The sequence below is a fragment of the Colwellia sp. MB02u-10 genome (assembly GCF_014077185.1).
Lineage (GTDB): Bacteria > Pseudomonadota > Gammaproteobacteria > Enterobacterales > Alteromonadaceae > Cognaticolwellia.
In genome coordinates, this window is the sequence record NZ_JACGVK010000115.1 from 1 (window position 1) to 14,747 (window position 14,747).

At 40.0% G+C, this 14,747-nt stretch carries 12 protein-coding genes; 11 read left to right on the plus strand and 1 reads right to left on the minus strand.

All coding sequences use genetic code 11. The features are described from left to right. The first annotated feature begins 413 nt into the window (after positions 1-413). From ndk to H4J59_RS08655, 10 genes are all read left to right on the plus strand, one after another. The gene (gene ndk / locus H4J59_RS08610; RefSeq protein WP_182134874.1) at positions 414-845 is read left to right on the plus strand and encodes a nucleoside-diphosphate kinase; all 432 of its coding nucleotides are present in this window, start codon (positions 414-416) and stop codon (positions 843-845) included. A gap of 278 nt (positions 846-1,123) precedes the next feature. Continuing rightward, positions 1,124-2,269, plus strand: coding sequence for a bifunctional tRNA (adenosine(37)-C2)-methyltransferase TrmG/ribosomal RNA large subunit methyltransferase RlmN (locus H4J59_RS08615; RefSeq protein WP_182238560.1), 1,146 nt, complete (start codon positions 1,124-1,126; stop codon positions 2,267-2,269). A 39-nt stretch (positions 2,270-2,308) separates the two neighbouring features. After that, positions 2,309-3,628: a type IV pilus biogenesis/stability protein PilW gene (pilW, locus tag H4J59_RS08620; protein WP_182238562.1), complete on the plus strand. Its 1,320-nt coding sequence runs from the start codon at positions 2,309-2,311 to the stop codon at positions 3,626-3,628. A gap of 12 nt (positions 3,629-3,640) precedes the next feature. Continuing rightward, positions 3,641-4,636 carry a RodZ domain-containing protein gene (locus tag H4J59_RS08625; RefSeq protein WP_182238564.1) on the plus strand — a complete coding sequence of 332 codons (996 nt, stop codon included), beginning with the start codon at positions 3,641-3,643 and terminating at the stop codon, positions 4,634-4,636. Positions 4,637-4,682: 46 nt separating this feature from the next. Further along, the gene (gene ispG / locus H4J59_RS08630) at positions 4,683-5,801 is read left to right on the plus strand and encodes a flavodoxin-dependent (E)-4-hydroxy-3-methylbut-2-enyl-diphosphate synthase (protein ID WP_182238566.1); all 1,119 of its coding nucleotides are present in this window, start codon (positions 4,683-4,685) and stop codon (positions 5,799-5,801) included. A gap of 136 nt (positions 5,802-5,937) precedes the next feature. Beyond that, a complete protein-coding gene (gene hisS / locus H4J59_RS08635) occupies positions 5,938-7,212 on the plus strand; it encodes a histidine--tRNA ligase (protein ID WP_182238568.1) in 1,275 nt (424 codons plus the stop codon). 9 nt (positions 7,213-7,221) lie between these two features. After that, a complete protein-coding gene (locus H4J59_RS08640) occupies positions 7,222-7,860 on the plus strand; it encodes a tetratricopeptide repeat protein (protein ID WP_182238570.1) in 639 nt (212 codons plus the stop codon). Between the two features lie 14 nt (positions 7,861-7,874). Next, positions 7,875-9,083: an outer membrane protein assembly factor BamB gene (gene bamB, locus H4J59_RS08645; RefSeq protein WP_182238572.1), complete on the plus strand. Its 1,209-nt coding sequence runs from the start codon at positions 7,875-7,877 to the stop codon at positions 9,081-9,083. Between the two features lie 157 nt (positions 9,084-9,240). Then, positions 9,241-10,716: a ribosome biogenesis GTPase Der gene (gene der, locus H4J59_RS08650; protein WP_182238574.1), complete on the plus strand. Its 1,476-nt coding sequence runs from the start codon at positions 9,241-9,243 to the stop codon at positions 10,714-10,716. A 174-nt stretch (positions 10,717-10,890) separates the two neighbouring features. After that, on the plus strand, positions 10,891-11,574 hold the full coding sequence (locus tag H4J59_RS08655) for a PilZ domain-containing protein (RefSeq protein WP_182238576.1): 684 nt from the start codon (positions 10,891-10,893) through the stop codon (positions 11,572-11,574). Positions 11,575-11,583: 9 nt separating this feature from the next. Here the strand turns inward: H4J59_RS08655 and xseA are convergent, their stop codons facing one another. Next, entirely contained in the window at positions 11,584-12,921 is a 1,338-nt protein-coding gene (xseA, locus tag H4J59_RS08660; protein WP_182238578.1) for an exodeoxyribonuclease VII large subunit, read from the minus strand. A 190-nt stretch (positions 12,922-13,111) separates the two neighbouring features. Between xseA and guaB the strand changes: the two genes are divergently transcribed. Next, positions 13,112-14,584, plus strand: coding sequence for an IMP dehydrogenase (guaB, locus tag H4J59_RS08665; RefSeq protein WP_182134897.1), 1,473 nt, complete (start codon positions 13,112-13,114; stop codon positions 14,582-14,584). The last annotated feature ends 163 nt before the right edge of the window (positions 14,585-14,747 follow it).

Here is a 14,747-nt window from a genome sequence, read left to right on the forward strand (position 1 = left end):
TACTGGTTAAAATAACCAACTACTGCGTTATTTATTTAATAATTAGAACAACTAGTTATTAAATAAATGCCTTATATTTGGCCATTTTTCCTGCGTATAAAGTAGACCACCTAATTAATGAAATTGGTATTATTAATTTTAGCGGTAAGCTAAGTAGTCGCCTGCCGATAAAAATCTACCTTAAGGCGAATAAGCAGCCTTGCCGTGGTTTAACTTCTTGGCAAAAGCGCTCTCTTGCAAGTTATGCGTCCAAGCGTATGTCATTTCACTGATTTATACCGGCTTATAATAAAAAAACTTAGCTTAGTTTACGTCAGCTAAAAGTGATAACCCTAGGCATTTGCTTTTAATTCGTCTATAATCGCGCCAAAATTTATACCGTATTTTAATTCTAATTTATTGAGAGGGCTATCATGGCTATCGAACGTACTTTTTCTATCGTAAAACCTGACGCAGTTGCTAAAAACTTTATTGGTCAAATCTACAACCGTTTTGAAACAGCTGGTTTAAAAATTGTTGCTGCTAAAATGATTCACTTATCAAAAGAAAAAGCAGAAGGTTTTTACGCTGAGCACAGCGAACGTCCTTTCTTTGGTGCTTTAGTTGAATTCATGACTTCTGGCCCAGTAATGGTACAAGTTTTAGAAGGCGAAAACGCTGTACTTAAAAACCGTGAAATCATGGGTGCTACTAACCCAGCTGAAGCGCTTGCTGGTACTATTCGTGCTGATCTTGCTGATTCAATCGATGAAAATGCAGCTCACGGTAGCGATGCATTAGAATCTGCTGCTCGTGAAATTGCTTACTTCTTCGCTGATGAAGAAATTTGCCCACGTACGCGTTAATTTAAAATATTACATAATAAGCTAGTGCTTTAGTCATTAGCTTAATGTAGTTTAAAAATTAATTTGAAGGATTTTACTGATTAATCGGTAAAGTCCTTTTATCTGTTTTAAGACCATATAAAACTGAGTGTTTTTGTCAGTAAGCATACTACTGAGAACATTGACTTTTATTGATATAGTGCGAATAAATATCTAATATCGATCCACTAAATTGTTTGTTTTGTCCAAAAAGCGTACAATTTATTCTGTAATTTTTGTAGTATTGAGAAGTTTTTATCATGAGTGATGTAACCGAAGTAGTAACCCCAGTGAAGAAAAAAATCAACTTACTAAACCTTGACCATCAAGGGATGCGAGAATATTTTTCTTCAATCGGCGAGAAGCCATTTCGTGCTGACCAAATTATGAAATGGATCTACCATTTTGGTTATGATGATTTTGAGTTGATGACCAATATAAATAAAAAATTACGTGAAAAATTACAACGTGATACTGAAATTAAAGCGCCCGAAATCTCTGAAAAACTGGTGTCAGACGACGGCACAATTAAGTACGCGTTAAGCCTTGAAGGCGGTCAAGAAATTGAAACCGTTTGGATCCCTGAAAACGGCCGTGCAACACTTTGTGTTTCATCACAAGTGGGTTGTGCATTGGAATGTACCTTTTGCGCCACCGCGCAGCAAGGTTTCAACCGTAATCTCACTATGGCTGAAATTATCGGTCAAGTTTGGCGAGTAGCAAATGATATTGGCGCGACGCGTATTGCGGGTACACGTCCGATTACCAACATTGTTATGATGGGTATGGGTGAACCATTGCTTAACATGAAAAACCTGATCCCGGCATTAGACACCATGTTAAATGATTTAGGCTATGGCTTATCGAAACGTCGTGTCACTGTGAGCACTTCAGGCGTGGTACCAGCCTTAGATATGTTAAAAGAGAAAGTAGATTGCGCATTGGCGATATCTATTCATGCGGGTAATAATGCCTTACGTGACGTACTAGTCCCGATTAACAAAAAGTATCCATTAGAGGAATTTTTAGCAGCAGCGGGTCGTTATATCGACGGTTCAAAAGCCAATAAGCAGGCGACAATAGAATACGTAATGCTTGATCATGTTAACGATAGCACCGAACAAGCACATGAATTAGCGCTTGCTTTGAAAGATTTACCCAGTAAAATCAATCTTATTCCATTTAATCCTTACCCAGGTTCACCCTACAAACGCTCGAGTAATTCTCGTATTGATCGCTTCGATAAAGTACTGCAAAGCTATGGCTTAACCGTGATCACGCGTCGAACTCGTGGGGACGATATTGATGCAGCATGTGGTCAATTAGCGGGTGAAGTGTTAGATAGAACCAAGCGGACAGGAAAAAAAGAGGTGAAAGCTGAGTCAATTTCAGTAAAGATGGTCTAATTACTCTTGAATTGATATTTACTAAGTGACTGTGCCTTTATGATGAAAAAATTATTACCATTGTTTATTGCGTTACTAACGACAAGTACATTAACGGCTTGTGTGACGCAAAATTATGGCAATGATAAAGATACGCCGATAATTGAAAATGAAGCCAGTAATAATGAAATAGCCATGACCCGTATATCACTCGGGTTAGGTTATTTAAAAATGGGCAATACTCAACAAGCTAAGCTTAACCTAGAAAAAGCCAAACGTTTTTCACCTAATTTAGTGCAAGTATACACAGCTTTTGCCCATTATTATGACACGGTAGATGAGGCTGAATTAGCGACCCAAGCTTATGAACATGCGCTAAGCATTGATAGTCAAGATGCGGATACGCTTAATAATTATGGCGTTTTTTTATGTCGACACGAAAAGTACGCTGCCGCTGAAAAAATGATGCTAAAAGCGATAGCCATTCCTAGCTATATTTTAGTAGCGCAAAGCTACGAAAATTTAGCCTTATGCCAACTCAAAGCAAAGCAGTTCCATAAAGCCGAAACATACCTTGAAAAAGCGATTGCTCACAGCCCTAATAGAGCGAGTTCTCTGCTGCAAATGATGCGCTTGCAATATGCTAAAAGTGATTATAAGTTAGCGCAAACTTACCTTTACCGCTATGAAAAATCAACGCGTCGTTTTAATGCTGAGGGATTAGCTTTAGCCTATAAAATATTTGCCAAGCAAGGTAATAAAGTTATTGCTAGAAATTATGGCAATATGCTGGTTAAAATGTTTCCCCGTTCTTTTGAAGCCAAACAATATATTTTAAATGAACTTTATCAGATTGATGCAGACAAACTAGCTGAAGACTACCTATTTTTTGTCTCGGGTGGTAACAGTAAAAAACGTGTGGTGATATTGTCGCCAAAAACGAGAGCAAGCGTTGCAAACTCTAGCTTAAGTCGTGATGGTTTAAAGCCTATTATGGCCAATTCAGTTATGGCAACGGTAGAGCAAACAGCTGAGTTAGAAGCAAAATCAGCCGACAAAAACCTTGACGGTAATACGTTGGTCAAAAATATTGAGCCAGTTAGGATGAAAAAAGCGCCGTCAAAAAAACAGACAAGTCAAAAACAAAGTAATGAAATAATGGCTGGCGAAGCACAAGTTAAACAAGAAAATAACAGTACACTTATGGTGTCTTTACCGATTCATGTTGTCATACAAAGTGATAGTTTGTTTGCAATTTCTAAACACTACAATATTGTGATTGAAAGTTTAGCGCGTTGGAATAAGTTACGCCGCCCCTATCTTATAAAAATTGGTGATGTTCTCTATCTCTCAGATCCAAAATCAGCGATTAAACGCTAAGAGAAATACTTGATGAATCAAGAGCTTGAAGTATTGAAAAATGAAAGTGATAAACTGTCAGAAACCACTGATGATATCGATGTAGTGGGTCCTGGCGCTATGCTCAGATCAGCACGAGAAATGCGAGGGTTAAGCCAACAGCAAGTGGCTAATAAACTCAATTTTAGAATTCACTTAGTAGAAAATATTGAAGTAGATAAATTTGACTGTAGCTTACCTGAGGCTTTTAATCGTGGTTATCTTAAAAATTATGCCAAGTTGGTTAATATTGCTCAGGAAGACGTTTTAAAAAGCTATGAAAAATTAGCGATAACGCAAAATCACTGTGCAGACATGCAAAGTTTTTCTAAAGGCACAGAGAAACAAGCAGAACACAATATGTTGATGTGGATCACTTATCTTATTTTAGCCATATTAGTGACAGCAACTGTAGTTTGGTGGTTTCAAACGCCTTCCGAACAAGCTGAACCGATAGCGATAAATACTGTTGAGACCTTAGCGGTAGATAATACGGCGACTAAGCAAGCCAATCTAGCCAATGAATACAACGCAAAAGACTCAAGTAGTATGCCAAATGACGAGTCAGTCGTTAGTGTAATTAAAGAGGTTAAAACTGAGGCAAATGTAAATAGCGATGCAGAACAACTCGATATAGCCACGCCGCTTGATGTTGAACAGGTGCTACCAACGGCTGATTTAACCGGCGCTCAAGTCGATTTAAATAATAACAAAGCGGTTGGTGAAAATGCATTATCTGCCACAATCGACAATGTTGTTTTCACTTTCGCGGGTGACTGTTGGGTTAATATATTTGATGCTACTGGAGAGCGAATTGCTTGGGGCGTGAAAAAATCAGGTTATATCATGCGAATTTCTGGTCAAGCACCTTTTTCTATCACCTTAGGTAAGCCTGAATTGGTGCAAATAGATTACAATGACGTTCCGGTTGATATGGCTGTATTTAATGCCGGTAATATTGCCAAATTTTCATTACCGCTAGCGCCTTAATACGGTAAGTTTTTTTTAATTAACGCAACACTATTGAAGTTTTATTATGTTTAAAGAATCTCCTATTATTCGTCGAAAGTCCCGCCAGATCATGGTTGGCAATGTCCCTGTTGGCGGTGATGCCCCGATTACAGTGCAGTCAATGACCAATACTCTGACCACTGATGTCGCGGCAACAGTTGCACAAATTAATGCCCTTGAGGGTGTTGGAGCCGACATTGTTCGCGTGAGTGTGCCAACGATGGACGCGGCGGAAGCATTTCGTGAAATCAAGCTACAAACTAATATTCCATTAGTGGCTGATATTCATTTTGATTATCGTATTGCGTTAAAAGTAGCGGAATACGGCGTTGATTGCCTGCGCATTAACCCAGGTAATATCGGTCGAGAAGACCGGGTGCGCTCTGTAGTTGAGTGTGCTCGGGATAATAATATTCCCATTAGAATTGGCGTCAATGGTGGTTCGTTAGAGAAAGATATTCAAGAAAAGTATAGAGAACCAACGGCTGAAGCTTTGCTAGAATCAGCCATGCGACATGTTGATATTCTTGATCGCTTAAATTTCAATCAATTTAAAGTCAGTGTCAAAGCCTCTGATGTCTTCCTTGCCGTGGGGGCTTATCGCTTGTTAGCGAAGCAAATTGATAACCCTTTGCATTTAGGCATTACCGAAGCTGGCGGTTTACGCTCAGGCTCTGTTAAATCATCAGTAGGACTCGGATTATTGCTTGCTGAAGGTATTGGCGATACGTTAAGGGTTTCATTAGCGGCTGATCCTATCGAAGAAATTAAAGTTGGCTTTGATATTTTAAAATCATTGAAGCTTCGTAGTCGCGGCATCAACTTCATTGCTTGTCCAAGTTGTTCGCGCCAAGAGTTCGATGTTATCTCAACGGTAAATGCTTTAGAGCAACGTGTTGAAGATATAACCACGCCAATGGATGTTTCAATTATCGGCTGTATTGTTAACGGACCCGGTGAAGCTTTAATTTCGGATTTAGGCTTAACGGGCAGCAGTAAAAAAAGTGGTTACTATCTTGATGGTATTCGTCAAAAAGAGCGCTTTGATAATAACAATCTTGTTGACCAACTAGAGCAACGAATCCGCGCGAAGGCTAAAATGCTTGATGCGAGTTATAAAATAGCCATACAAGAAATCGATTAATAATGGCGAATTACTGCCACAATTGCGCTGTTATTTACGTTTGATAGTAAACTGCCTATAATGCCCGCGATAAAAAATATTCTTTGTATAAGCAAACGAATAATTAAACAGATAAACACTAGCGAGAAAATAATACGTGAGTAAAGCACTTCAAGCAATTAGAGGTATGAACGACTGTTTGCCTGCACAAACAGGTATTTGGCAAATGGTAGAAACAGTACTGCGCCGCGTTGCCAGTAATTATGGTTTTGCTGAAATACGTATGCCGATTGTCGAGTCAACGGCGCTATTTAAGCGCTCTATTGGTGAAGTAACCGATATTGTTGAAAAGGAAATGTATACCTTTGAGGATCGTAATGGCGACAGCTTAACATTACGCCCAGAAGGCACAGCAAGTTGTGTTCGTGCTGGTAATCAACACGGATTACTGTATAACCAAGAGCAGCGCTTGTGGTATATGGGACCCATGTTTCGTCATGAACGTCCACAAAAAGGTCGTTATCGTCAATTTCATCAATTTGGCTTAGAAGCCTTTGGTATAGCAACACCTGATATTGACGCTGAAATTATTATGTTAACGGCTCGACTTTGGCGGGAACTTGGCATCAACGAATTTGTCACACTAGAGCTAAACTCACTGGGTTCGAACGAAGAGCGCGGCAATTATCGTGACGCGTTAGTGGTGTTTTTAACTGAACAAGAACATCTTTTAGATGAAGATAGTAAGCGACGCATGCACACCAATCCATTGCGGGTACTGGACAGTAAAAATCCAGAGGTACAAGCTGCATTGGTCGGCGCACCTAAACTAGCGGATTATTTTGCTGAAGAGTCAAGCACACACTTTGCATCGGTTTGTCAGCGCTTAGATGCTGCGGGTATCAAGTATGTGATTAATGAGCGTTTAGTACGTGGTTTAGATTATTATAACCGTACCGTTTTTGAATGGGTTACCTCGAGCTTAGGTGCTCAAGGCACTATTTGTGCTGGTGGTCGCTATGATGGTTTAGTAGAGCAACTGGGTGGTAAATCGACACCAGGGTTTGGTTTCGCTTTAGGCATTGAACGTTTAGTGTTAATGATGACTAGCTTAGAAAAAGCCAATAACATTAGAGCGCAAGTCGATGCTTACGTTATTATGTTAGGCGATGACGTTGCAATAACCGCTAACGGCTTAGCGGAGCAATGGCGTGATCAAGTGCCGGATATTCGCTTACAATGTCACTGTGGTGGTGGCAATATGAAAAAACAAATGAAGCGTGCAGATAAATCAGGTGCCCAAATAGCATTGATTCTTGGTGAAGATGAAATAGCTCAACAGACGGTAACTGTAAAATATTTGCGCGGACAACAAGAACAACAAAGTTTGCCACTTGAGCAAGTGCCAAGTCTTTTAACAAATTTACTTTAAGGGTCAGTTTTGGATATAAATCAAACAGAAGAACAACAAGTCGAATCAATCAAAAGGTTTTGGAGTAATAATGGTAGTGCGATTATTGCTGGTTTAGCCATTGGTTTTGCAGGATTTATTGGTCTTAACTATTATAATGATCATAAATTGCAACGAGAGCTAAATACCTCAGAAGCTTATCAAACGATGATTGAAGAGGGGGCTGAAGATAGCACGGCTTTTGAAGCTGCAGGCAACGCTTTTATTGCTGAAAATAGTGCCTCTGGTTATACCATGTTAACGGCTATTGCTTTAGCTAAAGAAGCTGCTGAAAAGCAAGATTGGGTAAAAGCTGAAACATATTTAAACACGGCAATTGAAAAATCAGTGGACGAGGGTATTAAAGCGATTGCTACCGAGCGCTTAGCGCGAGTGCAATTACAATTAGAGAAATATGAACAAGCGCTAGTGACATTAACAGCAAAATTACCCGCTTCATTTGACGCTAGCGTTGAAGAAATTAAAGGTGATATTTACTTTCAACAAGGTAAACAATCGCTAGCTCGTAATGCTTACCAAGCAGCAATTGATTTTGCTACTGAAGGCACTAACCCAGCATTGCAAATGAAATTAGATGATTTAGCGCAAGTCATTAACTTAAGCAAATAGAGAGTGATATAAGCATGTTTATAAGTAAACGCTTTAACAAAAGCCTCCTTGCTATTTGTTTGCTAGCGGTAGGGATTTCTGCATGTTCATCAACCGATGATGAAGATGATGAACTAAAAGTCGCGCCATTAACCGAAATAAAAGCATTATTTGAACCTGTTGTAAAATGGGATGCCACTGTTGGTGACGGCGTCGGAGATTACTTTTCTCGCATACAGCCAGTGGTTGCCTACGGCAAAGTATTTAGTGCTAGTCGTGACGGAGATGCCTACGCATTTGATGAGAATAGCGGTGAACAAGTTTGGCATGCTGATCTAAGTGACATAGATAATAAACGCGGTTTTTTTGATGAGAAAGAACTCGCCTTAATCAGTGGTGGCGCTGTCGTTGGCATCAATAAAGTATTTTTCGGTAGCGAGAATGGTGATGTCATTGCCCTTGAGGCAGAAAGTGGCGCGTTATCATGGCAAGGAAAAGTTAAAGGTGAAGTCATTGCTGCACCTGCACTCGATTCTGGAAAACTGGTGGTGAATACTGCATCTGGCGTTATGAAGGCATTTAATGCTTCAAATGGCCAAGACGACTGGCAAATTGAACAAGACGTTCCGCCGCTTACTTTGCGTGGTATTAGTGCGCCGGTCATTGCGGGTGGTGGTGTTATTGTTGGCTCAGCTGACGGTTCTTTATCAGTTTATTTACTAGAGCAAGGTCGTCAAGGCTGGACTGTAGATATTGGTGAAGCGGCAGGTTCAACAGAACTAGAACGCGTTATTGATGTTGACTCAACACCATTGATCTTCGGTGACAATATTTATACTGTATCTTCGCGTGGTAATTTAAGTGCGGTTGAACTACGTTCGGGCCGTGTGTTGTGGCAGCGCCAATACTCGTCTTACCGTGAATTAGCGATTAGTGGTAATAGCTTGTTTTTAACTGATGTGAAAGGCCACGTATATGCCATTGATCGTAATAATGGTTTAGAGCTTTGGAGCCAATTATCACTGACTAACCGTGGTTTAACCGGACCAGCTCCTATTGATGGCTATGTTGTGGTTGGCGATTTTGAAGGCTATCTACATTGGTTAGATCAAGCAACGGGTGAAATTGTTGCTCGTCACCATGTTGATAGCAGTGGTATTCATGCCACACCAACGGTTGAGAATAATGTTTTGTATAGTCAAGCACGTAACGGTGACTTAGAAGCTATTACTATTGCAAAATAAGTTATTTGATTAACCAGCTAATTATTATTAGCTGGTTGAATAGATAGACTAAAATTATAAACGGCTCCAATGCAAACAGCACTGGAGCCGTTGTTTATTAATAAAACTGATATAATGATTGAGTTATATCGAGTTAAAAGAGAGATTTGAGGTGAACATGCTTCCTGTAGTAGCACTTGTTGGCCGACCTAATGTCGGTAAATCAACATTATTTAATAGATTAACGCGCAGTCGAGACGCTTTAGTTGCCGACTATCCGGGGTTAACCCGTGATCGTCAATACGGAAAAGCGGAAGTTGAAGAGCACCCTTTTATTGTTATTGATACCGGTGGTATTGAAGGTAATGAAAAAGGTATTGATGCCCTAATGGCTGAGCAGTCCTTGATTGCCATTGACGAAGCAGATGCCGTGCTATTTATGGTTGATGCAAGAGAGGGTTTAACCTCTGCCGATCAAGGCATTGCTAGCCATTTACGTAAGCAAGATAAAAAAGTATTTTTAGTTGCCAACAAAATTGATGGTATAGATGCCGACTCTGCTGTGGCCGACTTTTATTCTCTTGGCTTGGGTGATGTAGTACATCAAATAGCCGCCGCACATGGCCGTGGTGTGACGCAATTATTAACCTTGGCGTTAACGCCTCATATTGCCGAACTTGGTAAACCCAAAGTACTAGAAAATGATGAATTTGACGGTGACTTTGATGAAAACATAGATCATGAAGCGCTAGATAAAAAAAATATTGACGAAGCACCAGAAGAAAATGACACCATCAAGTTAGCGATTATTGGTAAGCCTAACGTAGGTAAATCGACGTTAACGAACCGAATTTTAGGTGAAGACAGGGTGGTGGTATTTGATATGCCTGGTACCACACGTGATAGCGTTTATATTCCAATGGAACATAATGGCCGTCCTTATACCTTAATAGATACGGCAGGTATTCGTCGCCGTAAAAATGTTACTGATATCGTAGAGAAGTTTTCTGTGATTAAAACCTTACGTGCAATAGAAGATGCTAACGTATGTTTATTGATCATTGATGCACAAGAGGGCATTAGCGATCAAGATTTAAGCTTACTTGGCTTTATTCTAGAAGCGGGTCGCTCTTTAGTCTTAGCGGTAAATAAATGGGATGGTTTAGATGATCATGTTAAAGATCGTATTAAATCTGAATTAGATCGTCGTCTAGGTTTTATCGATTTCGCTCGTATTCATTTTATATCGGCGTTGCACGGCACAGGTGTGGGTCATTTATACGAGTCGGTAGAAGAAGCTTTTGTTTCAGCGACTAAGCGTATTTCTACTTCTATGGTAACCAAAATTTTAGATATGGCGGTGTTTGATCATCAGCCACCTATGCATCAAGGTCGTCGCATTAAACTAAAATATGCTCATGCCGGTGGTTATAATCCACCTATTATTGTTATCCATGGCAATTTAGCGAAAAATCTACCACTTTCTTACAAGCGTTATTTAATGAATTACTACCGTAAATCATTAAAAATTATGGGTACGCCAATAAGAATTGAGTTTAGAGAAACCGCTAACCCGTTTGCTGGTAAGAAGAAGCTCAACTACACCGAACAAAAGAAAATGGCACGTCTAACACAAGGTTATAAGAAAGACTAAGTCGCTATTTTAATAAAAAAGCTGATGATAATATCAGCTTTTTTATGATAAAATTTGGTTAGAATAGTGAAAAAAATATTGATTTTCATGATGATATTTCGCTACTGTGATGTTATCGACTAACTTTTTTTATTATTTTTTTGTTTCATTTAAATTAAATGTTATTGGAATTCTATGCCTGATAATCCTATAAACGTGCCAGTGGTAGGGCGATTAAGTCGCAATTTAGCGCTGTTAAATCCAGGCGCGATTGTCACCTTAGATATGACAACTCCTTCCGGTCAACGTGGTAAGTTTCGTTCAGTTTTTATCGGCTACATGCCAAAAAAATACGTTTTAGTACAATTTCCTGACAGTTCAAAGTTAGGCAGTTTTGCACAATATGTAACCCAAGGTATAGGCGTAACAGTGCGTGGGTTAATTGAAGGTCATGAAGGCGCTGTAGTGGCCTTTATTTCTAATATTAGGCAAACAATTCAAATTCCATCACGTATTATTGTGCTTGATTTTCCACGTGAAGTCCGCTTACAAAACCTACGCTCTTCGATGCGCATTGAGACCTATATTAAAGCAAAAGTTAAGGTGAAAGGTGAGTATTGGGCCTCAGTAATATCTGATATTTCAGTTTCTGGCTGTCAGATTATGATCACTAATGGCGAGAAACTTATCTTAACTGAGGATAAACCCGTGGAAATCATTATTGAAGCTTTTCAAGACTTAAAAAACTTGAAACTAAATGCTGAGATTTGTAACACCAAAACCCAAGTCGATGGTGTTATGCTTGGGGTTAAATTTGATGATTCAAGTAAAGTCGCAGTGAACAAACTGCTACAACAGGCGGTTATTTTACCGCATTAATTTACTGTATTAATTGACTTGCACCGCTATAACCTTAGCGTCTATTACACCATCTGAAATTTCTACTTTAATGGTATCAGCGATATTTATATCTTTGGTACTCTTAATCATTTGTCCCTGTTCATCACGAGTTATACTGTAACCACGAGCAATTGTTGCTAATGGACTTACCATATGAAGTTGTTCGCATTGATGGGCAAAACTTGCTCGCTTAGCTATTAATAAGCGCTGCTGTGCACCAATAAGTTTTGTGTTGAGGTCAGTCGCCTGTTCCAGGTTTTGTTTTATGTGGGTTAATGGTGAGGCATTGAGTAGTCGTTGTTCAAGGTATTGAGGCTTATGCTTAAGTTGGTTTATTGCTCGGGTAATTAGCCCTTGCAAGCGCATACTCAGTTCATCTGACTTTTGCTGTTTATTTTGTAATTGTTGCTCGGGATGCACTTGGGCTAACCTATGGTTTAAACTGGTTAGCGAATGACTTGAGCGCTTGAGCTGTTGCTTAAGTGCTAGGTGCGCACGACTGAGTAATTCAGCGACTTTATTAATACGCTCGTCAACATCAGCAGACACTATTTCCGCTGCTGCAGACGGTGTTGGTGCTCTTAAGTCGGCAACATAGTCAGCTAAGCTGGTATCAATCTCATGTCCAACAGCACTAATGGTTGGCAAGCTTGACTGGAAAATAGCGCGAGCGACTATTTCTTCATTAAAGGCCCATAAATCTTCTAGCGAACCACCACCACGACCAATTAATAAAACGTCAACTTCATTACGTTCGTTGGCCAAGTTAATCGCTTGGGCAATCTCATATTTAGCCTGTTCACCTTGTACTAACACCGGGTAAATAATGACCTTTATTAATGGATTTCTTCGCTTTAATACTGTGATGATATCTTTGACCGCAGCACCTGTAGGAGAGGTGACAATGCCCACCGTTTGAATTGACTTAGGTATAGCTTTTTTGTGGTGCAGTTCGAATAAACCTTCAGCGTGGAGTTTGTCTTTTAATAATTGATATTGCTGTCTTAACAGTCCGTCACCCGCTGACTCCATTTGTTCAATAATCAACTGGAAATCGCCTCGCGGTTCGTACAAGGAAACTTTAGCGCGTACTAATACTTGTTGACCATTTTGTGGCTGTATTCTCACCCGACGATTATTGCCTTTGAACATGGCACAGCGAACTTGTGATTTTTGATCTTTTAATGATAAATACCAATGGCCAGAGCTTGCAGCAATAAAATTGGATATTTCGCCACATAACCAGACGGTATTTAACTCACTTTCTAAGATAAAACGTACTTTTTTGGTGAGTTCACTTACTTGTAGAATGTGCTGTTGAGCCATAAATACTTTACTTTTTCTGTTGTTAAAAGGTAATAATTGGGTAATTGCCAAGTATTATATATTTGTTTAGACGAGCATCGGCAGTTTATTTTCGATTAATTGCAACTTTAAGTTTACCTTAGTAGGGAAAACGGTTAAAATTCTGCCGCAATATTTCCTCCCTAACCACTCACTTTAGAGAGATGTTGCGATGCTAAGAATTGCTCAAGAAGCGTTAACCTTTGACGATGTTTTACTGGTACCTGCCCATTCTACGGTACTGCCCCATACTGCCGATTTAAAAACTAAATTAACTCGAAAGATAAATTTAAATGTACCTATGATTTCTGCGTCGATGGACACAGTGACCGAAGCGCGTTTAGCCATTACCTTAGCACAAGAAGGTGGCATCGGGTTTATCCATAAAAATATGACCATAGCTGAACAGGCCAAAAATGTTTCTCAAGTTAAGAAATATGAAAGTGGTATTGTTTCAGATCCCGTCACAGTCAATCCAAGTGCAAGTATCGAAGACACTATGCGCCTAGCTGATGAACTGGGTTTTTCTGGTTTTCCTGTTGTTGATGAAAAAAATAAGTTGATTGGTATTATTACCGGCCGCGACTTACGTTTTGAAACAGACTTAACAAAACCGGTTTCAGCATTGATGACTAAAAAAGACAAATTAGTGACCGTGAAAGAAGGTGCGTCACGTGAAGTAATTTTAAGTTTAATGCACGAACATCGCATTGAAAAAATCCTTATGGTTGATGACGCTTTCACACTAAAAGGGTTGATCACAGTTAAAGATTACCAAAAAGCTGAAAATAAACCTAACGCTTGTAAAGATGAATTAGGCCGCTTACGCGTTGGTGCTGCTGTTGGTGTTGGTGCGGGTACCGACGAGCGTATAGATGCGCTGGTTGCTGCTGGAGTCGATGTATTATTGATTGATACCTCTCATGGTCACTCACAAGGTGTGCTTGACCGTGTTGCTGAAACACGTGGCAGATATCCTGACTTACAAATTATTGCCGGAAATGTTGCTACTGGCGCTGGCGCTAGAGCATTAGCTGATGTTGGAGTGGATGCGGTAAAAGTTGGCATAGGCCCAGGTTCTATTTGTACTACCCGTATCGTTACCGGTGTTGGTGTACCACAATTGACCGCTATTTCTAATGCGGTTGAAGCCTTAAAAGGTACGGGTATTCCCGTTATCGCCGATGGGGGAATTCGTTTTTCTGGTGATATTGCTAAGGCACTAGTGGCCGGCGCGCATTGTGTGATGGTCGGCAGCATGTTGGCAGGCACTGAAGAGGCGCCAGGTGAAGTAGAGCTTTATCAAGGACGTTACTACAAGTCATATCGCGGCATGGGCTCTTTAGGCGCCATGAGCCAAAAAGAAGGCTCAAGTGACCGTTATTTCCAAAAATCTGACGGTGAAGCCGACAAACTCGTACCGGAAGGAATTGAAGGCCGTGTTGCTTATAAAGGTCCTGTTGCCGCTATTATTCACCAACAAATGGGCGGTTTACGTTCATCAATGGGCTTAACTGGCTCAGCGACAATTGAAATAATGCGCACTAAGCCTGAATTTATGAAGATTACTTCTGCTGGTATGGGCGAGTCGCATGTGCATGATGTAGCCATCACTAAAGAAGCACCCAACTACCGTATGGGTTAAGCGCTATTGAATTATTGCCGGCCAACCTCAGCGTTGTAAGTGCTCACTTAGGAAACTAGGCTCGGCGCTAGCACCTTGAACTGGACGGCAATATTATCAATTGAATAACGATAGAAAGTAGAAAATTGATGCAGGCGAATACCTCATCAAAAATATTCTAATA